General features: G+C 52.3%; 28 protein-coding genes and 1 riboswitch. Of the genes, 5 read left to right on the top strand and 23 right to left on the bottom strand.

Features of this window, described 5'->3' with window-relative positions; translation table 11 throughout:
- Positions 1–18: 18 nt before the first annotated feature.
- The 23 genes from ldtA to pduF form a co-directional block, all read right to left on the bottom strand.
- On the bottom strand, positions 19–945 hold the full coding sequence (gene ldtA / locus OGY01_RS04620) for a L,D-transpeptidase (RefSeq protein ID WP_045449687.1): 927 nt from the start codon (positions 943–945) through the stop codon (positions 19–21).
- Positions 946–1,063: 118 nt separating this feature from the next.
- Complete coding sequence (gene cobT / locus OGY01_RS04615; protein ID WP_048221161.1) at positions 1,064–2,128, bottom strand: nicotinate-nucleotide--dimethylbenzimidazole phosphoribosyltransferase; 1,065 nt, start codon at positions 2,126–2,128, stop codon at positions 1,064–1,066.
- A gap of 25 nt (positions 2,129–2,153) precedes the next feature.
- Complete coding sequence (gene cobS / locus OGY01_RS04610) at positions 2,154–2,897, bottom strand: adenosylcobinamide-GDP ribazoletransferase (protein ID WP_045444409.1); 744 nt, start codon at positions 2,895–2,897, stop codon at positions 2,154–2,156.
- Complete coding sequence (gene cobU / locus OGY01_RS04605; RefSeq protein WP_045444412.1) at positions 2,894–3,439, bottom strand: bifunctional adenosylcobinamide kinase/adenosylcobinamide-phosphate guanylyltransferase; 546 nt, start codon at positions 3,437–3,439, stop codon at positions 2,894–2,896. Before cobU ends, cobS begins: the two co-directional genes overlap by 4 nt.
- Positions 3,436–4,956, bottom strand: coding sequence for a cobyric acid synthase (locus OGY01_RS04600; RefSeq protein WP_286492509.1), 1,521 nt, complete (start codon positions 4,954–4,956; stop codon positions 3,436–3,438). Before OGY01_RS04600 ends, cobU begins: the two co-directional genes overlap by 4 nt.
- Positions 4,953–5,768 (bottom strand): energy-coupling factor ABC transporter ATP-binding protein, encoded by an 816-nt coding sequence (locus OGY01_RS04595; RefSeq protein ID WP_048221159.1) that lies wholly within the window; start codon positions 5,766–5,768, stop codon positions 4,953–4,955. Before OGY01_RS04595 ends, OGY01_RS04600 begins: the two co-directional genes overlap by 4 nt.
- An 8-nt stretch (positions 5,769–5,776) precedes the next feature.
- Positions 5,777–6,454 carry an energy-coupling factor ABC transporter transmembrane protein gene (locus OGY01_RS04590; protein ID WP_045444423.1) on the bottom strand — a complete coding sequence of 226 codons (678 nt, stop codon included), beginning with the start codon at positions 6,452–6,454 and terminating at the stop codon, positions 5,777–5,779.
- The gene (locus OGY01_RS04585; RefSeq protein ID WP_006683999.1) at positions 6,441–6,722 is read right to left on the bottom strand and encodes an energy-coupling factor ABC transporter substrate-binding protein; all 282 of its coding nucleotides are present in this window, start codon (positions 6,720–6,722) and stop codon (positions 6,441–6,443) included. Before OGY01_RS04585 ends, OGY01_RS04590 begins: the two co-directional genes overlap by 14 nt.
- Before the next feature lie 2 nt (positions 6,723–6,724).
- Positions 6,725–7,462, bottom strand: a complete 738-nt coding sequence (cbiM, locus tag OGY01_RS04580; RefSeq protein WP_045444427.1) for a cobalt ECF transporter S component CbiM — start codon at positions 7,460–7,462, stop codon at positions 6,725–6,727.
- A complete protein-coding gene (locus OGY01_RS04575; protein ID WP_048221158.1) occupies positions 7,459–8,172 on the bottom strand; it encodes a cobalt-factor II C(20)-methyltransferase in 714 nt (237 codons plus the stop codon). The genes cbiM and OGY01_RS04575 overlap by 4 nt, the downstream gene beginning before the upstream one ends.
- The gene (gene cbiK, locus OGY01_RS04570; protein WP_045444434.1) at positions 8,169–8,963 is read right to left on the bottom strand and encodes a sirohydrochlorin cobaltochelatase; all 795 of its coding nucleotides are present in this window, start codon (positions 8,961–8,963) and stop codon (positions 8,169–8,171) included. The genes OGY01_RS04575 and cbiK overlap by 4 nt, the downstream gene beginning before the upstream one ends.
- A 10-nt stretch (positions 8,964–8,973) precedes the next feature.
- The gene (locus tag OGY01_RS04565; protein WP_045444437.1) at positions 8,974–9,759 is read right to left on the bottom strand and encodes a cobalt-precorrin-6A reductase; all 786 of its coding nucleotides are present in this window, start codon (positions 9,757–9,759) and stop codon (positions 8,974–8,976) included.
- Positions 9,756–10,481, bottom strand: a complete 726-nt coding sequence (locus OGY01_RS04560; RefSeq protein WP_045444439.1) for a precorrin-3B C(17)-methyltransferase — start codon at positions 10,479–10,481, stop codon at positions 9,756–9,758. Before OGY01_RS04560 ends, OGY01_RS04565 begins: the two co-directional genes overlap by 4 nt.
- Positions 10,481–11,536, bottom strand: a complete 1,056-nt coding sequence (cbiG, locus tag OGY01_RS04555; protein WP_045444441.1) for a cobalt-precorrin 5A hydrolase — start codon at positions 11,534–11,536, stop codon at positions 10,481–10,483. Before cbiG ends, OGY01_RS04560 begins: the two co-directional genes overlap by 1 nt.
- Entirely contained in the window at positions 11,517–12,290 is a 774-nt protein-coding gene (locus OGY01_RS04550) for a cobalt-precorrin-4 methyltransferase (RefSeq protein ID WP_045444449.1), read from the bottom strand. The genes cbiG and OGY01_RS04550 overlap by 20 nt, the downstream gene beginning before the upstream one ends.
- Positions 12,283–12,852 (bottom strand): decarboxylating cobalt-precorrin-6B (C(15))-methyltransferase, encoded by a 570-nt coding sequence (locus OGY01_RS04545; protein WP_045444452.1) that lies wholly within the window; start codon positions 12,850–12,852, stop codon positions 12,283–12,285. The genes OGY01_RS04550 and OGY01_RS04545 overlap by 8 nt, the downstream gene beginning before the upstream one ends.
- Positions 12,842–13,447: a cobalt-precorrin-7 (C(5))-methyltransferase gene (locus OGY01_RS04540; RefSeq protein ID WP_286492508.1), complete on the bottom strand. Its 606-nt coding sequence runs from the start codon at positions 13,445–13,447 to the stop codon at positions 12,842–12,844. The genes OGY01_RS04545 and OGY01_RS04540 overlap by 11 nt, the downstream gene beginning before the upstream one ends.
- Positions 13,441–14,580 (bottom strand): cobalt-precorrin-5B (C(1))-methyltransferase CbiD, encoded by a 1,140-nt coding sequence (gene cbiD / locus OGY01_RS04535; protein WP_045444467.1) that lies wholly within the window; start codon positions 14,578–14,580, stop codon positions 13,441–13,443. Before cbiD ends, OGY01_RS04540 begins: the two co-directional genes overlap by 7 nt.
- Positions 14,577–15,209 (bottom strand): cobalt-precorrin-8 methylmutase, encoded by a 633-nt coding sequence (locus OGY01_RS04530; protein WP_045444470.1) that lies wholly within the window; start codon positions 15,207–15,209, stop codon positions 14,577–14,579. Before OGY01_RS04530 ends, cbiD begins: the two co-directional genes overlap by 4 nt.
- 10 nt (positions 15,210–15,219) lie before the next feature.
- Positions 15,220–16,179 (bottom strand): adenosylcobinamide-phosphate synthase CbiB, encoded by a 960-nt coding sequence (gene cbiB / locus OGY01_RS04525; RefSeq protein ID WP_045444473.1) that lies wholly within the window; start codon positions 16,177–16,179, stop codon positions 15,220–15,222.
- Positions 16,176–17,555, bottom strand: coding sequence for a cobyrinic acid a,c-diamide synthase CobB (locus OGY01_RS04520; protein ID WP_045444476.1), 1,380 nt, complete (start codon positions 17,553–17,555; stop codon positions 16,176–16,178). The genes cbiB and OGY01_RS04520 overlap by 4 nt, the downstream gene beginning before the upstream one ends.
- An 88-nt stretch (positions 17,556–17,643) precedes the next feature.
- Positions 17,644–17,818: riboswitch (cobalamin riboswitch) on the bottom strand.
- A 335-nt stretch (positions 17,819–18,153) separates the two neighbouring features.
- The gene (pocR, locus tag OGY01_RS04515) at positions 18,154–19,065 is read right to left on the bottom strand and encodes a transcriptional regulator PocR (RefSeq protein WP_045444480.1); all 912 of its coding nucleotides are present in this window, start codon (positions 19,063–19,065) and stop codon (positions 18,154–18,156) included.
- Positions 19,066–19,269: 204 nt separating this feature from the next.
- The gene (gene pduF, locus OGY01_RS04510; protein ID WP_045444483.1) at positions 19,270–20,079 is read right to left on the bottom strand and encodes a propanediol diffusion facilitator PduF; all 810 of its coding nucleotides are present in this window, start codon (positions 20,077–20,079) and stop codon (positions 19,270–19,272) included.
- 524 nt (positions 20,080–20,603) lie between these two features.
- Here pduF and pduA point away from each other — a divergent pair.
- Genes pduA through pduE form a run of 5 tightly spaced genes read left to right on the top strand, consistent with a single transcriptional unit; the run spans position 20,604 to position 24,595 of the window.
- Positions 20,604–20,885 (top strand): propanediol utilization microcompartment protein PduA, encoded by a 282-nt coding sequence (gene pduA / locus OGY01_RS04505; RefSeq protein WP_003030255.1) that lies wholly within the window; start codon positions 20,604–20,606, stop codon positions 20,883–20,885.
- The gene (gene pduB, locus OGY01_RS04500; RefSeq protein ID WP_045444488.1) at positions 20,885–21,697 is read left to right on the top strand and encodes a propanediol utilization microcompartment protein PduB; all 813 of its coding nucleotides are present in this window, start codon (positions 20,885–20,887) and stop codon (positions 21,695–21,697) included. The genes pduA and pduB overlap by 1 nt, the downstream gene beginning before the upstream one ends.
- An 18-nt stretch (positions 21,698–21,715) precedes the next feature.
- Positions 21,716–23,380 carry a propanediol dehydratase large subunit PduC gene (gene pduC / locus OGY01_RS04495; protein ID WP_048221149.1) on the top strand — a complete coding sequence of 555 codons (1,665 nt, stop codon included), beginning with the start codon at positions 21,716–21,718 and terminating at the stop codon, positions 23,378–23,380.
- Positions 23,381–23,390: 10 nt separating this feature from the next.
- A complete protein-coding gene (gene pduD, locus OGY01_RS04490) occupies positions 23,391–24,062 on the top strand; it encodes a propanediol dehydratase medium subunit PduD (RefSeq protein ID WP_045444495.1) in 672 nt (223 codons plus the stop codon).
- A gap of 14 nt (positions 24,063–24,076) precedes the next feature.
- Positions 24,077–24,595, top strand: coding sequence for a propanediol dehydratase small subunit PduE (pduE, locus tag OGY01_RS04485; RefSeq protein ID WP_045444498.1), 519 nt, complete (start codon positions 24,077–24,079; stop codon positions 24,593–24,595).
- The last annotated feature ends 5 nt before the right edge of the window (positions 24,596–24,600 follow it).

Genomic DNA, 24,600 nt, shown 5'->3' with positions numbered 1-24,600 from the left:
CAGGCCGCCTGTTACTCATTAATATTTATGAATCAGGCCGATATTCACCGGCATCCCGGAGCGTCGTTCAAGTGTTGCATTCGCGCGATTAACATCCACATCACTGCCTGTGATAAAACTACGCAATGCAGACGTTACCGGTAGTGGGATCTTTTTATCTGACTCATATTCAGCGCGATTTCGGGACAATGGCTCATGAACCTCAACCCAGCGGCTACCGTCTGGCTCTGCGCTATATTTCACCGGTCTGTCGATAAGTTGAACGCGCGTTCCAACCGGTACGGTATCAAAAAGGTATTTGATATCGTCATTACGCAGACGAATACAGCCCTGGCTCACCCGCAGCCCAATACCAAAATTGGCATTTGTTCCATGAATGGCATATAGCCTGCCGATATAAATGGCATACAACCCCATCGGATTATCTGGCCCGGCCGGAACAAAAGCAGGTAAGCTCTCCCCACGAGCGGCATATTCTCGCCGGGTATTCGCCGTTGGCGTCCAGCCCGGTGCTTCCTGCTTCCGCTCTACCACTGTCACCCAGTTACGTGGCGTTTCTCTCCCCGCCTGACCGATGCCGATCGGCAAAACCTCAACTGTATTTGTGCCCTGAGGGTAATAGTAAAGGCGCATTTCTGCGACATTGATGACAATTCCCTCACGTACGGTATCTGGCAAAATAATCTGCTGCGGTACAACCAGCGTTGAACCCGACTTCGGCAAATAGACATCCACGCCCGGGTTGGCCTCAAGCATATTGCTTAGCCCCTGCCCGTACTGCGCAGCAAATGCCTCCAGCGGCTGAGTATTTCCTTGCGGAACCGTAATTGTCAAAGGACTTCCCACCAGACGACTTCCCTCGGGTGGCAGCGGATAGCTTACAGCCTGTGTTCCCTGACTCGCGAACAGCATGATAAGCGAACATAGCAGTTTTACACGACGCATCATTGTCCTTTCCTTCGTCGCAACAGATATCCGTTAATTATAGCTTTTTTATCTGTTTTTCGGATTTACGACGTACACCATAAGAAAGAAACCCCGCCATTCAGCGGGGCACGGAGGACTACGCTTCCTTGCCGTCTGGTAGCACAATATTGCTGGCAGCTAAATGCCCCATATTGCTGTACATCGCACAGGCGGCTTCGACAATCGGCATCGCCAGCGCGGCACCACTTCCTTCACCTAAACGCATCCCCATGTTGAGATACGGCTCCAGTTCCAGATGTGCCAACGCGGTCCTGGCTCCCTTCTCGGCAGAGAAGTGTGAAGGGATCAAATATGGCTTAATCTCAGGCGCTATCCGGCAGGCGGCAAGTGCAGCTGAATAAGAGAGGAACCCATCCAGCAGCACCGGCAGACCGCAGGAGGCAGCACCTAACATCACGCCTGCCATACCGACAAGATCAAAGCCGCCGACTTTTGCCAGCACATCGATACCATCACTGGGGTCAGGTTGGTTGACGGCAATTGCCCGGCGGACAACCGCCACCTTATTACCAACGCGGGAAAGTGGAAGGTTAGCGCCAATACCAACCACATCCTCAGCATCGCTACCGGTCAACACGCTGACAATCGCTGCTGCGGGCGTAGTGTTTGCCATACCAAGCTCACCAACGCCAAACAGTGTCACGCCCTCATCCGCCAGTTCACGGATATAGCGGATGACTTCCAGCAGCAGTTCTTCAGCCTGAGAGCGGCTCATAGCCGGACCTTCAGCAATATTGCCGCAACCACGCGCCACACGCATATTGACTACGCCGGGGATAAGATCAGCGTCAATCCCCACATCAATCACATGAACCTTTGCACCCGCCTGAGCCGCCAGCACGCAGACCCCGGTTGTCCCGCGTGTCATATTTGCCGCCTGAATAGCCGTGACCACCTTGGGTGAAACAGCAACGCCCTCATCCCATACGCCGTGATCGGCACACATCACCAGCATCGCTTTTCCCCCGACATGCGGCACACCCTTAAGGCCCGGCATACCAGCCAGTTGCACGGCAAGAGATTCAAGTCGACCAAGACTACCCGGTGGTTTGAGTAATCCGTCAATATGCTTCTGCGCACTCAACATCGCAGCACTATCGGGTGAAGGGATCGCCTGGAGTAAAGAGGATAAAGTCTGCATAAGGGTTCTCAATGTGTAGGCTGACTCAAAGCAGAGCCAGCAAGAAGATCAGCTCGCCAAGTTCGATGGCCGCACCCAGCGTATCGCCGGTTTGTCCACCCAACGTGCGTTTCAGTAATTGCCCAAGAATGAAAATTGCCACCATCGTGACGACCAGAGCCGCCACGCCACGCATGCCAGGAAGCAGTACTGCGGCAAGGATTGCCGCAAACCCCAACGTTACGCAGGTTTGTCGTCCGGTTACTTTGCCAATAAAGACGTTTCCCAGCCCCTCTTCTCGGGCATAACGATGCCGGTACATCAGCAGAACAGCGGTTCCCCGCCCCGCCACACAGGCCGCCGCCAGTGCCGCGAGCATCGGTGTTCCGCGCAAAGCCAGTTCGCTCACCACCAGCACTTTAGCCAGCAGAACGAAAATCAGCGCCAGCCCACCGTGCGTCCCCAGGCGACTGTCACGCATGATTTCCAGCATGCGTTCGCGCCGACGAGCAGAAAAAATGCCGTCACAGGTATCCGCCAGACCATCAAGATGAAAACCACCGGTCAGCAGCGCCAGAGCCAGCACGCTAAACAGTGCGGCCAGTGGAATACCGCACCAGGGTTGCAACGCCATAAACACCAGACCAGAGAGTCCCCCTAGCACTACGCCGATAAGGGGAAACATGACGATTCCGCGCGAATACTGTTCGAAATCGAGTCCTTGCGACCACCGTGTCGGAACAGGCAAGCGACTGATAAAAGAGAGCATTGCCCAGAACAACTTACTCATTTAATTTTGACTCCAATTCCAGATACCACCAGCCAGACCTCATCTGCCGCCGCTGCCAGGCGCTGGTTAACTCGTCCGGCAATATCACGAAAATGCCGCGCCAGACGATTCTCCGGAACAATCCCCATCCCCACTTCGTTGGTAACCAGAACGATTTTTGCCGGACAACGCTGACAAGCTTCGATCAGCATATGCATCTCTGCCTCAATGGATGTCTCCATTGCCGCGTAATCCCAGCTATCTGGATCGCTATCACCGCCCAGTGAAAAGAGCAGATTGGTCACCATCGTGGTGATGCACTCCAGTAAAATCGCCTCTTGTGGATCGTTCGTCGCCGTTATCAGCTCATCAAGATGTTGCCAACGCTCAGCGGTACGCCAGTGCGCGGGACGACCATCGCGATGATGCTGAATTCGTGCAGCCATCTCGTCATCAAAAATCTGTGAAGTCGCGATGTACAGCACGTTCGGAGAATCAGCAATTAGCGCCTCAGCATGCCGACTTTTGCCGCTGCGTGCTCCGCCGGTAACCAGAATCATCATACTGGCTCCCGATGTTGCTGCATGATGGTATAAATTTTCTCAATATCGATGTGTTGCCGCATCGCATCCGCCAGCAGATCAAACTGCTGCGATTTATATTGCGCGTAATGGAAGGTGGAATCCAGCGGCGCTAACCCTTTCCGTACACGCAGACCATTAACCAGCGCACGAGTGAATTCATCGCTGTCGAACAGACCATGAAGATAGGTGCCAAACGCCAGACCATCGGGGGTTACCGCGCCATCAGCCACGTTACCGCCGTCTTTGTGCAACGTCATCACCGACTGGCATTGCGCGGTTAATTCCGTTTCACCCATATGAATTTCATAACCGCGAACGGATAAGCCCGCCGCGTCCGCCAGCCAGTCAGGCAAAGAGGAGGACATCTGCCCCTCAACCAGGGTCGTTGTTTTGTTCTGGGCAAAATGGGTTACGGTATTGAGCAACCCCAGCCCCGGCAGCGTACCGAGTCCTGACTCCACCTCATCAATGATGGTATCGCCGAGCATCTGGTAACCACCGCAAATGCCCACCACCGGAACGTGCTGGCGATGTAGTTGCAACACGCCGTGCGCCATACCACTTTCACGCAGCCAGACCAGATCGCCCAACGTATTTTTACTGCCGGGCAGGATCACCAGGTCAACACCCGCCAGTTCCTCCGGGTGACGCACATAGCGAACGCGAACGTCCGGTTGTGCCGCCAGTGCGTTGAAATCAGTAAAGTTGGAAATATGTGGTAGTTGAACGACAGCAATCTCTATATCTCGTTTATCGGTGCGCAAATATTTGCCTTTTTGCAACGCGACACCATCCTCATCTTCCAGATCAACATCCAGCCACGGCATCACGCCGAGCACTGGAACGCCGGTCAGCGCTTCAATTTGTTCAATACCGGAATAGAGCAACGCCACATCACCACGAAATTTATTGATGATTACGCCTTTTACTCTGGCGCGTTCGTGGTCGTGCAGCAGCGCCAACGTACCGTAAATTGAGGCAAACACCCCACCACGATCGATATCGGCAACCAGAACAACCGGACACTGCGCCATTTCTGCCATGCCCATATTGACGATATCGCGATCGCGTAGGTTAATCTCAGCCGGGCTTCCCGCCCCTTCCAGCACCAGCACATCAAACTCCTGAGCCAGGCTGTTATAAACCGAAATAATCTGTTCCCGCAGGCGCGGTTTGTATTCGTGGTAACTCACCGCATCCATATCGGTGGCGACTTTGCCCATTAACACGACCTGGGCTTTACGGTCACTGGTCGGTTTAAGCAGCACCGGATTCATACGCACATCCGGTGTGATCCCTGCGGCTTCCGCCTGGAAAATTTGCGCGCGCCCCATCTCTTTACCCTCTGGGGTTATTCCAGAGTTAAGCGCCATGTTCTGCGATTTAAACGGTGCAGTCCGCAATCCATCCTGGTGAAAAATACGACACAGTCCGGCAACCAGTACGCTTTTGCCCACATCAGATGCCGTTCCCTGCAACATTATTGCCTGCGTCATGACGCCTCCTTCAGTGCGTTCTCTCGCATACAGCTAAAAAATTCAGCCTCTGTTTTACACAGCGGGAAGCCTAACTGTGTATGCAGCTTCACCAGCCAGGGCTGAGTTAATCCTGCTTGTTCAATAAGATCCGTGCGGGCAAATACCTCACCCGGTGTGCCGTGCGTCAGCACTTCCCCTCGGCGTAAAACGTAAACTGCATCGCTAACTTCATAAATAAGATCGATATCATGACTGGAAATGACCACATGATTTCCTTGCGCCACAATGCGTTTAATAATCTCAATCATCTGCGCACGACCCGATGGATCAAGGCCCGCAGTGGGTTCATCCAGTAACAGATACTGCGCCTGCAACACCAGCGCCCCTGCAATCGCAACACGTTTCTTTTGCCCGTGGCTTAAGCATTGAATGGGCTGATGGCGGAAATGTTGCGCATCTACCAGCGTCAATGCATCGTCAACCCGTCGGGCAATTTCAGCCTCATCCACACCCAGATTGCGCAAACTGAATGCGATGTCACTGTCAATGTCGGTATAAAAGATTTGCTGATCGGGATCCTGAAATACGGTTGCCACCTGCTGGCGCAGCGCCAGCAGACCACGCTTGCTGTAATCCAGCGGTTTTCCTTGCCACATCACCGCCCCCTGCTGCGGACGTAGTAAACCACTCAGATTCATAAACAGCGTAGATTTCCCGCAGCCGTTCGCTCCCACCAGTCCGGTGACAGCATGCGGAGAAAAGTCCAGCGTTAGCCCTTTAAGGATGGGGTCATCCTGATAGCGAAACCAAAGCGCTGAGGTGGCAAGCATACTTTTCCTTACAGGTGAAAATCACCCTGATACAGTTTGATATCCAGTGTGGTGGTCATTTGTTGATAGCGGATCAACACGCGCGTAAACAACAATCCCACCAGCATCGCCAGCGAACGATAGCTCAACGGCAAACTACGATAACCAAAACGCAGCGTTTGTGCGCGATGAATGGCGAGCGCTTCGTCTAACAGAATAAAAATAAAGCGCCAGGTCAGCAGGATCTGTTCAGTGAGCAGTCGTGGAACATGCGCACGTTTGAGCAGAATGATCAACTGCGGAAATGGCAAGTTAAGCACCAGCCAGAATGTTGCCGCCAGTGCCGCCAGACTACGCCAGAACGTCTCATTGGCGGTATGTAAGCCCGAGGAGGTGATCCCCAGCCAGTAGCTCCCCACCGGAAGGCTGGCCAGTAAGGTCTGCGGATCGCGACTGACGCTAAATAAAATCGTCACAACACCAACTACCAGAAACCCAAAGGGCAATGCCATCCAGCGGCACCAGCGCCAGAAAGAAATGCGCAGCAACCAGCAACTCAGAGCGGCAATAAGTAACAGCTCAATACCCTGCCCCATCGGGGGCAGAGTAAAGGCCAGGATCATCATCAGCAGCCAGAGCAGGAATTTCCGCTGTGGTGAGACATGAAACCAGCGGCTCTGGTAGCTAAGCCTGTCAAGCCCGGTCATCACGACGTTGTCTGCCCTTGGTGTAACCCAGAATGTAGAAAATGACCGCTGCACCAAGAGATCCCTGAAGCGTAAACAGCAGGCTTTCAATCTCTCCGCTGGCGGGTTCATACAACGGCTGGAACCATGGCTCATAATGAGGGGCGATAGCCTGAATCTGGCTTTCTGCTTCGCCATCCGAGCCACCGTATTCTCCGCCGTGGTTAATAAAGAACGGCAGGATCACCAGCGCCACCACCATCCCTAACAGAATCAGCGTCTTTTTCATCGTTAATGTCCTTGTGCCGTAATCAACTGACGTTTGGTTAACTGGTCGTAGATCATCACGGTCAGCAAGCCTTCCGCGATAGCAATTGGGATCTGCGTCAGACAGAAAATCCCCATAAATTTGATAATTGACCCCATCGCGCCTGCCCCCGGATCCGGGAAGGCGACACCCAACTGGACCGAGGTAACAAAATAGGTCACAAGATCCGCCAGCATAGCGCACAGGAAGACGCAGACATCACGACGGAACCCCGCGCGACAGGCCATCTTCCACACCATGTAACCCACTACCGGGCCAATAACCGCCATCGACATGCCGTTCGCGCCCAGCGTTGTCAAACCGCCATGAGCCAGCAGCAACGCCTGGAATAACAAGACGATCGCGCCAAGAATCGCCACGACGCCCGGCCCAAACAGAATAACGGCCAGACCGACCCCAGTCGGATGCGAGCAACTGCCTGTCACAGAGGGAATTTTTAGCGCCGACAGAACGAAAATAAACGCCCCACACAGTGCCAACAGAACTTTCTGGTGGTTATCTTCCTGCACGATTTGACGCAGGCGTACCAGTCCATACCACAGACAAGGTAAAAACAGCAGCCACCAGGCCAGCGCCCACATCGGCGGTAAAAAACCTTCCATAATGTGCATCGCGAACGCTTTTTCAGGGACAATCATCAGTAATAGCGCCGCGGCCAACCCGCTGAAAGACAGCTGTTTTAGCTGTTGTTCAAGCTTCATTGTGCATACTCCCACTGTTTGTTGACCAGAATGGTCGAGAAATAAGGCAGCGGCTGATCGTCACTCACTTCATTGAGATGACGCCAGCACTGCTCACCCGGCAGCGTGGCTTCTGACATCATTAACGCGCAGTCCAGCAGACCCTCTTGTTGTAGCAATGCCTTGATGCGCGCAAAACGACCATACACTTTCATCAGTACCAGACTGTCATGTTGCTTTAACGCCTGCTGGATTTCTGTTTCCGGTGCGGTACAGGAGACAACTGCCAGCGACTGCTGCTCCATAGCAAGCGGCGTTTTTGAGCGGGCGGCAATAGCGGCAAAAGAAGTCACACCAGGGACGATCTCTAACCAGTCAGGGCAGCCAATCCGCTGGAGTAAAAAGACCCAGGTACTAAACAGCATGGCGTCGCCGAGGGTGATAAAACCTACCTGCTTACCGGCATTCACTTCCTGTACCAACGCGGCAGCGACCTCGTCCCAGACGGCTTCTTTTTCCGCGCTGTCAGCACTCATAGGAAAATGGCAGCAGCGCACTTCAGTCTGTTCACCAATGTATTCACGCACGATCGACAGCGCCAGGCTATCCCCACCTTTACGCCCGGCTGGCGCATAGAGAATATCCAGTGCGCCAAGAGTGCGCGCTGCACGCACGGTGATCAGATCGGAAGCACCTGGTCCGGTGCTTAGTGCATACAATTTACCGCTCATGCTGCTTCCTCCAGCGCCACGTTCAGCGCCTGCTGTAAATGTGCCACGAACATGGCACGTACCGCCGGGTTCTCACCCAAACCACTTAACCACGGCGTGGCCGGAATTCCCGCAGCGTTGAATAACGTCTTCCACGAGTCATCTTCATCGGAAGCCATATCATTGATGGCGTGGTCGCCAGCAACTAACATCAGCGGCATCAGATGCACCGCCGTTACACCTTCCTGACGCAAACTTTCAATAATCACTTCCACTTCCGGATAGCTCTCCACTGCCCCTACACGGGCCGGAAAACGCTGCGCCGTCATCATGTGATCGAGACAGGCGTAGGCGGCAAACGCATGGTGACTAGCTCCGTGTCCCATAAACACCACTTTTTCACTCTCTTTAAGCGGCGGCATCTGTTGTTGCAGCGCCAGCATCAACTGCGCGTAATCATCGTGGCTACTCAGTAGCGGTACACCCAGCGTCAGGCGCGAAAACAGCGGGCGCATGCTCTGAACTTCACGGACAATTTTTTCGTATTCGTCACCGTTGATGATGTGCAGCGACTGAATAGCCACATCCTGATAGCCCTGCTCCGCCAGCTTTTGCAGTGCCTGCAGCGGCGTGTCGATATCGATGCCATCACGCTGTTTGAGCTTGCGGATGATCATCCCGGAGGTAAACGCCCGAAACAGATCGCGGTCAGGGCAACTGGCTGCAAGATCACGCTCACAGGCCACAATATTTTTCTCACAGGTGTCGTGGTAGCTGGTGCCAAAGCTGACCACCAGAAGCGCTTTCTTCATCTCTTACTCCTTAAGCAGCGGCCAGCCAGCGCGCTAAACGCGCCCCAAATGCGGCCTGACTTTCCAGTAACTCTTCTCCCGTCACCAAAGGTGCCGGACGTGTAATCACGATGCAGGGGATACCGGCATCCAGACAAGGTTGTACTTTTTCCTGATAACCGCCTTCCGCACCCGATGCTTTAGTGATAACCACATCAGCCAGACACTGGCGGTAGAACGCAGCATTAAACTCGGCGCTAAAAGGACCGCACAGTGCGAAAATTTCACCCACGCCAAAGCCCAAATCCGCACATTGCTGGATAACCTCAGGTACCGGCAGTACGCGAGCCAGCAGCGTTTTATCCGGCAATCCCGTACGCCAGATAGCCAGATCTTTACTACCGGTCGTCAACAGTACGCGCTCACCGAAGCGTCGCGCTACATCGCAGGCTTGTTGAATACTCTGCACGGTGTACAAATGCGGGTGCGTTAAATCACTCAGTTGCTCAGGGCGCTGATAGCGGCTTAGCAGTACGCCTGCCGCTTCACATGCGCTCATGATGTTACGGCTCACCACTTCGGCATAAGGATGTGAAGCATCGATCACCCAGCGCGTACCATTTTCTTGCAGCCAGGCAATCATCTGCTCCCGCTCCAGGCGTCCACAGCGCACCTGACCTTTGATGTCGCCCGCCAGCTGTTTCCCTGTCGGTGTTGCAACCGACAGGGTATAAGCCACGTTTGCTGCATCGAGTTGCTGGCACAGCATGCGTGCATCGCTGGTGCCACCCATGACCAGTACATCTCCGTAATTCACAGCACATAACCCCGTGGAGTGATCATCAGGCCATCCTGAACATAGGTCGTTTTATTACCAACAATCACCAGACTGGTCATATCAACCGGTTCAAAGTCCATTTCACCCAGCGTGGTCAGCCATTTCTCCTGTTTTTTACGCCCCGCCGACTTCACGATCCCCACCGGCGTTTGCGCGCTTTTACTGGTCGAAAGCAGTTCAAAAGCACGCGCCAGGTGCCCTTCACGGCCGCGGCTGCGCGGGTTGTAGAAACAGATAACGAAGTCAGCTTCACCTGCGGCAACAATGCGTTTTTCAATCACCGGCCATGGTGTTAACAGATCGCTGAGACTGATATGGCAAAAGTCGTGCATCAACGGTGCGCCCAGCAAAGATGCCGCAGCAATACTGGCCGTCATCCCTGGAACCAGCTTGACCTCAACATCCAGCTTCTGCTTGCTGACCAGTTCGAGTACCAACCCGGCCATGCCATAAATCCCGGCGTCGCCACTGCTGATCAACGCCACGTTGTGCCCAGCCTGCGCCAGTTCAATTGCCGCCTGGCAGCGTTCAATCTCTTTGCACATACCGGTTTTGATCACCTGCTTATCACCAGTGAAGGCTTTTACCAGATGGGTGTATGTTTTATAGCCAACAATAATTTCTGCCGCCTGCAGTGCTTCAACGGCTTCCATGGTCATCATTGCCTGCGAGCCAGGGCCAATTCCAATTACGGTTAACATCAGTGTGAAACTCCCAAAGTAATAGTGACGCCCTGTTCACGCAGGGTCTCGCCTAACAGTTGTCCATGACTCAGTAGCCAGGCTGCAGGACCGGAAACACTTCCCGTGCCGACCGTTTTGCGTACAAACGACGAAGCAGGAAAACGGTGTTCATGCTCACGCAGCGCGTCAGCAGTAAAGGTTTCGAAAGGTACGCGACAGCAGGAGGCCAGTTGGATAAGTCCCTGTTCATCTTTTTTCAGCGTGATGCTGCCAATCGCTTTTAACGCCAGCGGATCGAGCCGCTGGGCTTCAAGTTGACGGGCAAGCAACTCGGCTAACAACGGAAATGGCGTATCACGGCGACAACCAATTCCAGCCACCACCCGCTGTGGCACCAGCTTCCAGTGCGGGATGGGCATTTCTGGTAAATCGGTGCGCAGAGTGATGCAAATTAACGCATCCAGTTCCGGTAATTGCGTGAGATCGGTTACGGTGATAAAACCACGGCGATCACAATGGCTGACGTCCTGTGCCAGTTCATCATCCCACCACAGCCCCACCCGTTTGTTGCTAACCAGCATCTGGTTGACAATTTTTACCACTGAGCGGAAATCGGTCATTCGCGCATTCAACTGGAACGCAAGCGTGTCCAGAGCCGCCATATCATTCACATCCGTCGCGGTCGTAATCACCGGATCAGCCCCCAGCATTCCCGCCAGATAACGCGCAAGGGCATTAGCGCCCCCCGCATGACCTGAGAGCAGGCTGATAACATGCTGGGCACGCTCATCAATCACCACAACCGCCGGATCGCAGAACTTGTCGTTTACCAGCGGGGCCAGTACGCGTACCGCAATACCGGTCGCACCAATAAAAATCAGCGCTGAGTAGTTCGCAAAAGCGTCGCGCGCAGCATTGGCAAAACCGTTTTCGAACGGAAGAAATCCCTCCTCCAGCAACTTTTCACTGGTGAAACAGGTTACCGGCAGCATCGCCGCCAGACGCTTCGCAAGCGTCACGCCGCCCGGTGTCAGGCAAAACAGTGCAATAGATTCAGGCTTTACGGTATTCATGGCTAAAGTCCGCCGCATAGAGTTTGGAGTAGTGGTACTCCGAGCCCAGGAAATTACCGACCAGAATGAGCGCCGTTTTGCGGATCCCTGCATCGCGTACTTTGTCGCCGATATCAGCCAGGGTGCCGCGCACGGTCTGGCTTTCTGGCCAGGTCGCTTTGTAGATGACTGCCACTGGTGTGGTCGCCGGGTAACCGCCTTCAACCAGACGTTCAGCAACCCGGTGAATACGCTGGACAGAAAGATAAATCGCCATGGACGTCTGGTGGCTGGCAAACGACTCCAGCTGTTCACGTTCTGGTACCGGTGTGCGGCCCTCCAGGCGGGTAATAATCAGACTCTGTGAAACTTCAGGTACGGTGTACTCGACACCAAGTTCGGCCGCTGCACCGAGGAATGCGCTGACACCCGGTACAACCTGCCAGTCAATCCCACGTTTGGTCAGCTCTTCACCCTGCTCACGCACAGAGCCATACAACGAGACATCACCAGTTTGCAGGCGTACTACGGTTTTTCCTGCCTTCACTCCGGCTTCCATCAGGTCGAGGATCTGCTCCAGATGCAGTTCCGCGCTATCATGGCACTCAGCGCCTGCCGGGCAATAATCCAGCAGTTCAGTGTTAATCAGCGACCCGGCGTAGATAACCACCTGCGCCTGTTGCAGCAAGCGGTAACCTTTAAGGGTGATCAGCTCACGATCGCCAGGACCAGCGCCAACAAACCACACACTACGGGGATCAAAAATCTCAGACATGGTTTCCTTCCTTCTGACAGGCGATAACAAAAACGGGATTATTCGGTTTGAAATAGTGACCACTACCGAGCACAGTCAGAGATGAAACCTGCATTTGCAGGCAATCCACCCTCTGTACGCCGAGATGGTCCAGATGAGCCAGGGCGGTATTCAGGTTTTCCTGAAGGATGAATGTCATCACCAACCGTCCTGCCGGATGCAGTTGACGCATCGACCAGTCAATCAGATCGGTCAGATGACCACCGCTGCCGCCCATAAAGATGGCATCGGCTTTTTCGGTGATGGTCATCGGCGCGATACCGGGAAAAATGTCGATATTCCCGCAGGCAAAATGCTGGCGATTTTCGTCCAGAAGCCTTAACGCATCAGGGTTACGCTCGATAGCCGTGACGCGCAGCGACGGATATTGCAACGCCGCTTCGATTGATACACTGCCGGTTCCTGCACCAATATCAATCAGGTGACTGGCACGGTGTAATTCAAGTTTTGAGAGGGCAAGTGCGCGTACCGCTTCTTTGGTCATCGGCACTTTCCCTCCACGCAGAAAAAGCTCATCTTTCATCGAGGATCACCACTGCATTCATGTCATAGTCGGCATTAATTTCACTGAGAGGCAGGCAGTGGATACGCTCATTTTCCATCGCCAGGTTTTCGCCAATCACCATCCAGCGATGTCCCTTACCCCGTGCAATCAGTTGATGGGCGATTTCACGCGGGCCGCACAGGGCATCCGTGACCATGGCCACTTTGTTATGTCGAGCCAGCTCATCGAAACAAACGTTGCGACCGTGGCTACTGGTGAGCCACATGTCGTTCATATCAATGCCGGACTGCGCACAAAGGTACTGCACCGCACTAATACCGGGAATAATGCGCACATTTTCGATGCCAAAGTGCGCCACCATCCGGGTACCGATGCCGTAAAACAGAGGGTCACCAGACGCCAGCACCACCACGTGTCGGTCCTGATGAGCGCTAATCCAGCCCAAAAACTCCGGGATGTTGGCCCCGAGGACAAACTGTTCACCGGTAAAATTCGGGAACTGCTGCAGATGCCGCTTGCCACCGACAAGAACATCCGCTGTTGCGACCGCATCGCGCGCCGCCGGCGTCATCAGATGCAACCCCGCGGGCCCCATCCCTACAACAGTTAACATTGCATCTCCTCCGCAATCTCGGCGACAGGACGGTTGCTACCAAGGATCTGGTTATCAAAAGAGAACATAATGGCGTCGCAGGTCGGGGGATTTTTCGTAAAGCGCAAAGTTTGCAGAACGCGCATGCAGATACGCTTAGCCAGATGGTTATAGATATGCTGAAAGCCGTATGCGTCGATGTGCTCCATCGCGGCTTCAGTAGTATCGCAGTCACTGACCAGCGTCAGTAACTCCAGCGGGGCACCAAGCAATGCCAGATGGGCAACAAGTGTCTCCATACGGGCATCGGCAATATGGCTATGGGTATGGAAAATTCCTGCTGCTATTTTAATGAGCTTACCAGGATGGCCAACCAGGACGATTTGTCGGAACCCAAGGCGTACCGCCTCTTCAATCATGTAACCCACGAAGTTACTCATGGTGACGACAACCTGCGTATCGATCCCCATCTGTTCGCGGACGAAACGTTCACCGTGGTTGCCCGGCACCAGCACGACGCGATCCAGCCCGGCGGCACGTTTGATTTCGAGTTCCAGCGACAGTGAACGCTTCCAGCTTTCTTCCGACATCGGTGTAACGATACCGGTGGTACCAATGATGGAAATACCGCCCAGAATACCAAGACGCGAGTTGTAGGTTTTTTGCGCCCGTTCTTCACCTTCTGGAGCGAAGATTTCAATTTGCGCTCCGCGATTTGGTCCGATAGCCTCACGTACGGCAGATTCAATCGTCTGGCGAGGCGTTCGGTTAATCGCCGAACTCCCCACCGGCAGGCCAATACCTTTGCGGGTCACCGTACCGACGCCTTCACCACCCTGTAAGCGGATTTCTCCGCTATCGTCTAACGTTACACGGGCGAAAATCAGCATGCCATGCGTGGCGTCCACGTCATCGCCACCATCTTTGCGGATGGCGGCAATAGCCTGCTGTCCTTCAATGTGCGGCGACTCAACATTCAGACATAGCGTCACACCGGAAGGCGTCACAATTGAAACCTGATGGATCAAATGCTGACGCAATACCATCAGCGCAGCCACTTTCGCTGCCGCCGTCGCACAAGATCCTGTGGTGTATCCTTTGCGCAGTGCTTTTCCGTTATGCCATACCGGAGCATCGAAGGGTTGGTCGCTCATCGCTCCCCCTGCATGTGGTAGAGCATAGCGTTGACGATAGCGGCGGCGACATTGCTCCCCCCTTTGCGGCCTAAGGCGGCAATAGCTGGCAAGTTACTTTGCGTCAGTGCATCTTTCGACTCTTCCGCGCCGACAAAACCTACCGGTACGCCGACCACGCCACTGACGGCAACATCGTGCTCAAGCAGGCGGAACAGCGCCGTCGGTGCGTTACCGAAGACAAACAGCTTTTCGCCTTCTTCCTTCACTGCAATATCGACGGCCGCCATTGAACGGGTGATCCCCTGTTCTTTTGCCGCACGCACCACGCGCGGGTCGCTGATATAGCAGCGGCACTCACCGCCAAATTTTGCCAGCAGTGTTTTATTGATCCCGGAAAGCGCCATCGTGGTATCAGTGTAAATCACGCTCGGACGACGTAGCGCGGCGCAAAACTGCTCCAGCACATCACTGGAAAACCAGAGAATGTCCAGCCAGTCAAAGTCTGCCGTGGTGTGGATAACCCGCTTAATGATGGCCTCATGTAACGGACTGGCAAACTGATAGTCCGGACGGGTTTCACTGATGATCTCACCAATAATGTCGAAACTTTTGGCCTCAATCGCCTGGGGTTGCTGGATATATTGCATAGTATTGTCCTCAGGCTACACCGACCAGCAGCCACCGCAGCGCGATAAATAGCGCCAGTGCCAGCGTCGATGCTACCCACATCAATCGAATCGTTTGGGAAATGTCGTCTACCGAAATATCTCGTTGTGCATCACCAATCCACGGTTTCTCAACACGCTCGCCAAAGTAGTCATTAGGACCACCCAGACGAATACCTAATGCTCCGGCAACAGTTGCTTCCGACCATGCACAGTTTGGGCTGCTGTGGTTGTAGCGATCGCGCCAGCCAATATGCAATGCGCGTGAGCCGTCTTTACGGCATAAGAATGCCGCCACACCCAGCAGCAGCCAGCTTAGTCTTGCAGGAATAAAGTTTGCGACATCGTCCAGACGCGCGCTGACCATACCGATTGCACGGTATTTTTCATGCTTGTAACCGACCATAGAGTCCAGGGTATTCACCGCCTTGTAGGCCATCGCCAGCGGGGCGCCACCAAGAAAAAGGAAGAACAGCGGTGCGATGATGCCGTCAACAGTGTTTTCAGCAACGGTTTCCACCACTGCGCGATTGATCTGTTGCGGTTGTAATTGCGAGGTGTCACGGCCCACAATCCATGAGAGTTTTTCACGGCTTTCAGCAAGATTATTGGCACGCAGTGGACGCTCAACATCCCGTGCGGCGTCAGCGAGGCAACGCCCCGCCAGCACGGTAAAGATCATCCAAATTTCAATACCCCAGCCAAGCCAGGGGTGAATTGACTGAGCCAGTGTCAGTACGCCCCAGCACACGCCCCAGGTCAGCCCAACAACGACTATCCACATTACTGCGCCACCAATACGCAGCATCATGTCGCTATGACAGTAACGTCGAATCATTCGCTGAACGGCTGAAATAAGATTACCAATCCAGCGTACCGGGTGCGGCCAGTTCGGCGGGTCACCAATGAAAAAATCAAGAAGCCAGGCAATACACCATGCGAGCAGTGTCATAGCACACTCCTTGCCGCCGCCAGCCAGTGATTAAGCATTTCAGGACGCTGAGCAAAATGAACGTGCAGATAGCTGGCGAAAGTATTGCCCATTTGCCAGCCACCAGACCATGATTGCAATGTTTTACCATCACGAACCTTACGGCAGGCCATCACAGCTGGAATTTCAGGGGTAAAGTCGGAATAATGGAATTCATGTCCGCGCAGCACTTCGCCTGGTGCCGCCAGCAATGTTTGCTCAACAGCCCGCGCTTCACAGTAGCCAAAGCGGGTCAGACGCTTACCCATTTTGCTGTGACCTGGAATAATATCCGCCATCGGCCAGATATCGCCGTTGCTATCCTCCAGCGAGCTTCCAAGATACATAAGACCGCCGCACTCTGCGTAAATCGCCACGCCGCGTTGATGAGCTGAACGCAGTTGCGCCAGCATGCTGGTATTGCCTGAAAGTGTTGCAGCGTGCAATTCAGGATATCCGCCGCCCAACCAAATCATCTGGCAATCAGGTAGATGGCTGTCGTGTAACGGACTAAAACGCACGATGTTGATACCCGCACGTTCCAGTAGCGTAATGTTGTCCGGGTAGTAGAAGTTGAATGCTTCATCATCTGCGATGGCAAGCGTTAACCCGGCGCCTGCATCAGCGGCAGGAAGTGCGGGCCACTCGCCAACAGGTTGGGTATCTATTTGGCTTAGCGTCAGGAGGGCGTCGATATCCAGCGTTTGCTCAAGCGTTGCGGCAAATTCCTGCCATGGCTGCTGATTAACAACCGACTCACGCGCGGTGACTAATCCAAGATGACGTTCCGGGAGAGCCACGCCTTCCACTCGGGGAACATAGCCTAAAACAGGCACTGAACAGTAGCGCTCAATCGCCACTTTAAGTAACTGGTAATGGGTTTCGCTGTTAACCCGATTAACGATTACACCGGCAATATTTAAGGAGGGGTCAAAATGCTGAAAACCCATCACCGTCGCGGCAATAGAGGTTGAAACGGCTTTACCATCAACCAACAAGATGACCGGACAACCCAACTGTTTTGCCATTGCGGCGGTACTACAGTAGTCAGGATCTGTTCCATAGCCGTCATACAATCCCATAACGCCTTCGATAACCGCGATATCCGCATGCTGCATCTGATCGCAAAATAAGGCGTTGAGTGTAGGAATGGGGAGCATAAAGCTATCAAGATTACGGGAAGCCGTACCGCATACAGCGGTATGCCAGGCGGTATCAAGGTAGTCAGGACCAACTTTGCAAGGCTGAACACGCAAACCACGTTTTTTCATCAGGCTTAGCAAACCCAGCGTCACCGTAGTTTTACCACAGCCGCTTCCGGTACCTGCAAGAACAAACGCGTGAAAATTGGCCGCCATACCCTGATCCTGTTCAGGGTGGTAGGGGTGTATAGATACCCAGTCTCTCGACTGTATGCATCTGCGCAACCCACTTCCCACCGAAGTTGTTGGTAGTCACTGACAGGCAGGTCTTCTGGCTTAGCGTCAATCTCACCCGTCCTTCCCAATCTTGCGATCAGTGGTCTATACGGGGTCGTCAGCATCACAGCAGCGGGGGCTGCGGGGGATTCTCACCCCCTTCCCTACCACAAACGTGGCAAACCTGTCAGCTCAGGAGCCTGTTCTAATTAAGCTCCGGACCATGAGATGAATTATCACACCTCATGACAAAATTTCATTTTAAATATTTTCTTGCGTTTACTTAGCCAATGTTATCTCTTCATTAAGCTTATTCTTATGCTTACATTCCAAATGAAAGCATCAATAAATAATAAAGAAAGTCATTCACCCAGACACTGTATCTCATCACAAAAATAAAAACTGGTGCAGTTTATCCTTCCAACGCCATTACTTTGTTGCGCTATGACAATTTATTGACTGCTATCTCTAATTTTCATTTTATAATGACGGACATACAATACGATATCAAAAATCGGCAATAGCAAATTATTGCTATTTATGCCGACTCGCCAGATGAAGCAACATTAATTTGTTGACGAAAAGCCTGTGGCGTAACCTGATAGGTCTGGCGGAATACTTTGCAAAAATAACTGGTTTGTGAAAAGCCTAAATTACGCGCAATGCTGGCGATGCTCCAGTCACTATGGCATAGCAACTCTTTAGCACTGGCCATTCGCTGTTGGTTTACCCAGGCATTAAATCCAATACCCTGATATTTTTTGAACAGCTTACTGAAATAGTACGGGCTCAGGTAAACATGAGAAGCCACATCCTCAAGGCGCAGCTCATCCGATAAATGAGCATCAATGTAGCGCAGCGCCTTTTTCATTTTGCTGTCATGAGGCGTCGGGCTACGACTCGTTTTTGCCGGCTCTGATTGCTGTGGGTTGTCTTTGATAACAACAAAATTCAGTTGTTTCTTAAGACAATTTTCGACGATAAGCTTCAGAAGATCCGCAGAAGCGATGACTCTTGAGTAATCCATTTCAGGAACATTGCGAAATTCACTGACCAGTTCCGGATCGGCTTGCCAGCGGTCGTCGACGTTCAAAATATCAACTAATCCAACATCATTGCTTAGACGAACCTGCCCGCACAAAACAAATCCAACCAGGTGGCCCGCGATCACTAAAGGAATCGAGAAATCGGTGAGTCCGGCATGGCAGCGGTAAATACAGGGTTGATCGGATTTTGATGCTTCGAGTCCTCCACAGCGATCGCTCATTCGGCAACGTGTGCTGTGCTGAGGATGCTGGCGCATCAACTGACAAAATGGGGTGAAATTAAATAACTCAGAAATTTCATCACCGTGAATATTGACAACCACAACAGCCAGACTGGTGGCTTGTGCAAAATCCTGTGCGATTTTATTAATGAGTTCTGAGTTCAGGGCGCTCGCAGAAATCATGATAAAACCTCTCAGTTAATTTATTGTTATAAATAAAACATGTTATTTACATCCACTTTTCATCTTGCTACCCGGAGCAAGATGAAAAAAGGTGTAATGGACCATAACAAAAGTCTCCCATTCTTGGGAGACTTTTTAACCGGTTCAGGAAACCGGATCACGAAATCAGTTTTTACATTTCATAAATAGGCATTTTCCGTGAAGCTAACCCTCATTATCCTCCAGCTTGCACGTATTACAGGGTAAATTTTTGCCAATGAAATAACGATAAATTGCTGCCCCGGCGCAGGCACCGATAATGGGAGCTACAATCGGTACGATGAAGTAGGGAATGTCACGTCCCCCCGTCATCGCAATATCGCCCCATCCGGCAAACCATGCGAAAAGTTTAGGGCCGAAATCACGAGCAGGGTTCATTGCGAATCCAGTGAGCGGACCGGTAGATGCGCCGATAACGGCAACCAGAATACCAATTAGCAGAGGTGCCAGTGGCCCTTTGGGAACACCGTTGCCATCATCGGTAAGCGCCATGATCATGCCCATCAGAATAGACGTAATCACCACCTCTACCAGTGCGGCCTGCCAGACACTCAGTGCAGCAGCGGGATACGTACTAAAAATACTGGCAAGCTGCAGGCTTTCCAGGCTGCCACGAACCATATGATTAGCCGTTTCAAACTCTACAAATAAACTTCCATACAGCAAATAGGCCAGTAACGCACCACCAAAGGCACCTGCCACCTGCGCTATGCTGTAGGGCAAAACTTTACGTCCTGGGAAACAAGCAAACAGCCATAAAGCAATAGTAATGGCAGGATTGAGATGCGCACCAGAAATCCCGGCGGTCAGGTAGACAGCAAGCGAGATCCCCAGACCCCATATGATGCATATCTCCCATAACCCCAAACTTGCACCGGCGACTTTCAGGGCGCTAAGACATCCAATACCAAAAAACAAAAACAGTCCGGTACCCAAAAACTCGGCAATGCATTGCGCTTTTAGAGAATCGTTCATTATGACACCTTCTAAGCAGAGTGCGTGTCTGTACCAGCAAACTCCTTGCTGGCAGTAGAATACATCGAGGCTTACTATAAAAAGCGTTGCCTACAAATTGTTGGCAACATCAGAACGATATGCTCTTAAAAATCGTGTTGCGATAACAAATTATTGCAATCACGTTTATTAAAACAGGCACGAAAGCGGGTTGAAATCCTAATAAAGTGACATTTTAAGAATGACAAAATATTGTTCAGGGCAGATTTCCGTTTTCAAACAAACATCACAATTCCATTTTTAGCGCATAGCAAAGGATATTTAATCTGTCACCACTAAAAATGTAAATCTGGAATTGACATAACCAAATTATCACATTAACAAAATCATTAATATTCAATAAAAACAAGACCATATAATAAAAAATAGCAATTTTATATCACCCGAACCTCACTATTTTTTCACTCTCACTTCCAAGTCAGCCATTCTTTTTCCTCGCTTCTTTTTATAGTCATGAAAATCGGGACAACCCAGGCGAGGTCTTTATGCAACAAGAAGCGTTAGGAATGGTAGAAACCAAAGGCTTGACTGCGGCCATAGAGGCTGCAGACGCAATGGTGAAGTCAGCCAATGTGATGCTGGTCGGCTACGAAAAAATTGGTTCAGGGCTGGTAACCGTTATTGTTCGCGGCGATGTAGGCGCTGTAAAAGCTGCAACAGATGCTGGTGCAGCAGCCGCACGTAACGTGGGTGAAGTGAAAGCCGTACACGTGATCCCACGCCCTCATACCGATGTAGAAAAAATCTTACCGAAGGGAATTAGCTAATGAGCAGCAATGAACTGGTTGAACAGATCATGGCGCAGGTGATTGCTCGTGTGGCAACACCGGAGCAAAAGGCTACCCCTGAAAATAATCATCCAACACGAGAAACGGCTATGGCAGAAAAGAGCTGCAGTTTAACGGAATTTGTCGGCACGGCGATTGGCGATACCGTCGGTCTGGTGATCGCAAACGTAGACAGCGCCTTACTGGACGCGATGAAGCTTGAAAAACGCTATCGCTCCATTGGCATCCTTGGCGCACGAACAGGTGCTGGTCCACACATCATGGCCGCAGATGAAGCGGTAAAAGCAACAAATACTGAAGTCGTCAGTATTGAGCTTCCCCGTGATACCAAAGGCGGTGCGGGTCACGGCTCGCTGATTATCTTAGGCGGCAACGATGTTTCCGATGTGAAACGCGGAATCGAAGTCGCTCTGAAAGAGCTTGATCGCACATTTGGTGATGTCTACGGCAATGAAGCCGGGCACCTCGAGTTGCAATACACCGCGCGAGCCAGTTACGCGCTGGAAAAAGCCTTTGGGGCGCCAATTGGCCGTGCCTGTGGCGTTATCGTCGGCGCACCGGCATCCGTTGGTGTGCTGATGGCTGACACCGCACTGAAATCCGCCAACGTTGAAGTGGTGGCTTATAGCTCCCCTGCACATGGCACCAGTTTCAGTAACGAAGCCATTCTGGTCATTTCCGGTGACTCCGGCGCCGTGCGTCAGGCCGTCATCTCCGCCCGTGAAATCGGTAAAACCGTGCTGGCGACCCTCGGTTCTGAACCGAAAAACGATCGTCCGTCCTACATCTGATATCAGTGAGGCTGATTCATGAGATCGAAAAGATTTGAAGCACTGGCGAAGCGCCCTGTGAATCAGGACGGCTTTGTTAAGGAGTGGATCGAAGAAGGCTTCATTGCGATGGAAAGCCCGAACGACCCTAAACCGTCTATTAAAATCGTTAACGGCATGGTCACTGAACTGGATGGTAAAGCCGCCGGCGAATTTGACTTAATTGACCATTTTATTGCTCGCTACGGTATTAATCTGGCGCGCGCAGAAGAAGTGATGGCGATGGACTCAGTCAAACTCGCCAATATGCTTTGCGATCCCAATGTGAAGCGCAGGGACATAGTTCCGCTGACAACTGCGATGACTCCGGCAAAAATTGTCGAAGTGGTTTCACACATGAATGTCGTTGAGATGATGATGGCAATGCAGAAAATGCGTGCCCGTCGTACCCCTTCTCAGCAAGCGCATGTTACTAACGTAAAAGACAACCCAGTGCAGATTGCAGCGGATGCTGCAGAAGGCGCATGGCGTGGATTTGACGAACAGGAAACAACCGTTGCCGTAGCACGTTACGCTCCATTTAACGCTATTGCTCTGCTGGTAGGTTCGCAGGTTGGGCGTCCTGGCGTATTAACCCAGTGTTCACTGGAAGAAGCTACCGAACTGAAACTGGGCATGCTAGGCCACACCTGCTACGCAGAAACCATTTCTGTGTACGGTACTGAACCGGTATTTACCGACGGCGACGACACCCCATGGTCAAAAGGCTTCCTGGCCTCTTCTTATGCTTCTCGCGGTCTGAAAATGCGCTTTACCTCCGGTTCCGGCTCAGAAGTTCAGATGGGTTACGCCGAAGGCAAATCGATGCTTTACCTGGAAGCCCGCTGCATTTACATCACCAAAGCCGCTGGCGTGCAAGGGTTACAGAATGGCTCCGTCAGCTGCATCGGCGTCCCTTCCGCTGTACCGTCAGGTATCCGCGCGGTACTGGCCGAAAACCTGATCTGTTCTTCTCTGGATCTGGAGTGCGCTTCCAGTAACGACCAAACCTTTACTCACTCGGATATGCGTCGTACTGCTCGTCTGCTGATGCAATTCCTGCCAGGTACTGACTTCATCTCTTCCGGTTATTCTGCCGTTCCGAACTACGACAACATGTTTGCCGGTTCTAACGAAGATGCTGAGGACTTTGACGACTATAACGTTCTCCAGCGTGACCTGAAAGTGGACGGTGGACTGCGCCCTGTTCGTGAAGAAGACGTCATCGCCATTCGTAACAAAGCCGCCCGCGCACTACAGGCCGTGTTTGCCGGAATGGGATTACCACCGATCACCGATGAAGAAGTTGAAGCAGCTACTTACGCCCACGGTTCGAAAGATATGCCGGAGCGTAACATTGTTGAAGACATCAAATTTGCACAAGAGATCATCAATAAAAACCGTAACGGCCTGGAAGTGGTGAAAGCCCTTGCCCAGGGAGGGTTTACTGATGTTGCTCAGGACATGCTCAACATCCAGAAAGCCAAGTTAACCGGAGATTATCTGCATACCTCCGCCATTATCGTCGGCGACGGACAAGTGCTATCCGCAGTCAATGACGTCAACGATTATGCCGGTCCGGCAACAGGTTATCGCCTGCAAGGCGAACGCTGGGAAGAAATTAAGAACATCCCCGGCGCACTTGATCCCAACGAGCTTGGCTAAGGGGTGAACAATGGAAATCAATGAAAAGCTGCTGCGCCAGATAATTGAAGATGTGCTGTCTGAAATGCAGACCAGCGATAAACCCGTCTCTTTTCGCGCGTCCACAACAGCAGTTGCACCACAAACAACGGCTCAAGGTGACAGCTTTCTGACCGAGATTGGCGAAGCCAAACAGGGCCAGCAACAAGATGAAGTGATTATTGCTGTTGGTCCGGCATTCGGTCTGTCTCAAACCGTCAATATCGTCGGCATACCACACAAGAATATCTTGCGTGAAGTGATCGCCGGTATTGAAGAGGAAGGCATTAAAGCACGTGTCATTCGCTGTTTTAAATCCTCCGATGTGGCGTTTGTCGCAGTAGAGGGCAACCGTCTGAGTGGTTCCGGTATTTCAATCGGTATCCAGTCAAAAGGCACTACGGTTATCCACCAGCAGGGATTACCGCCGCTTTCTAACCTGGAGTTATTCCCCCAGGCTCCGCTTCTGACACTGGAAACCTATCGTCAGATCGGTAAGAACGCTGCGCGATATGCCAAGCGTGAATCTCCGCAGCCGGTCCCTACGCTGAATGATCAGATGGCACGTCCGAAATACCAGGCGAAATCGGCCATTCTGCACATTAAAGAGACCAAATACGTCGTGACGGGCAAAAACCCGCAGGAACTGCGCGTTGCGCTTTGATAAAGGATAACTCCATGAATACCGACGCAATTGAATCGATGGTTCGGGATGTGTTGAGCCGAATGAACAGCCTGCAGGGAGAGACAACCACTCCTGCCACGGCCAGTTCATCAACTCATACCGCAAAAGTCACGGATTACCCTCTCGCGAATAAACATCCGGAGTGGGTAAAAACCGCCACAAACAAAACCCTGGATGACTTCACGCTCGAAAATGTGTTGAGCAACAAAGTCACGGCACAGGATATGCGTATCACACCTGAAACGCTGCGCATTCAGGCTGATATTGCCAAAGATGCCGGACGTGACCGGTTGGCGATGAACTTTGAGCGAGCTGCAGAACTAACCGCTGTACCTGACGACCGCATCCTTGAAATTTACAACGCGCTACGTCCATACCGCTCAACGAAAGACGAGCTAATGGCCATCGCAGACGATCTCGAAAACCGTTATCAGGCAAAGATCTGTGCAGCTTTCGTTCGTGAAGCGGCAGCACTGTATGTTGAGCGTAAAAAACTCAAAGGCGACGATTAATATCA

The organism is Citrobacter sp. Cm038 (genome assembly GCF_030333105.1).
GTDB lineage: Bacteria > Pseudomonadota > Gammaproteobacteria > Enterobacterales > Enterobacteriaceae > Citrobacter > Citrobacter murliniae.
Note: the sequence above shows the minus strand (reverse complement) of the source record. Positions and strands in the feature narration are given on the sequence as shown.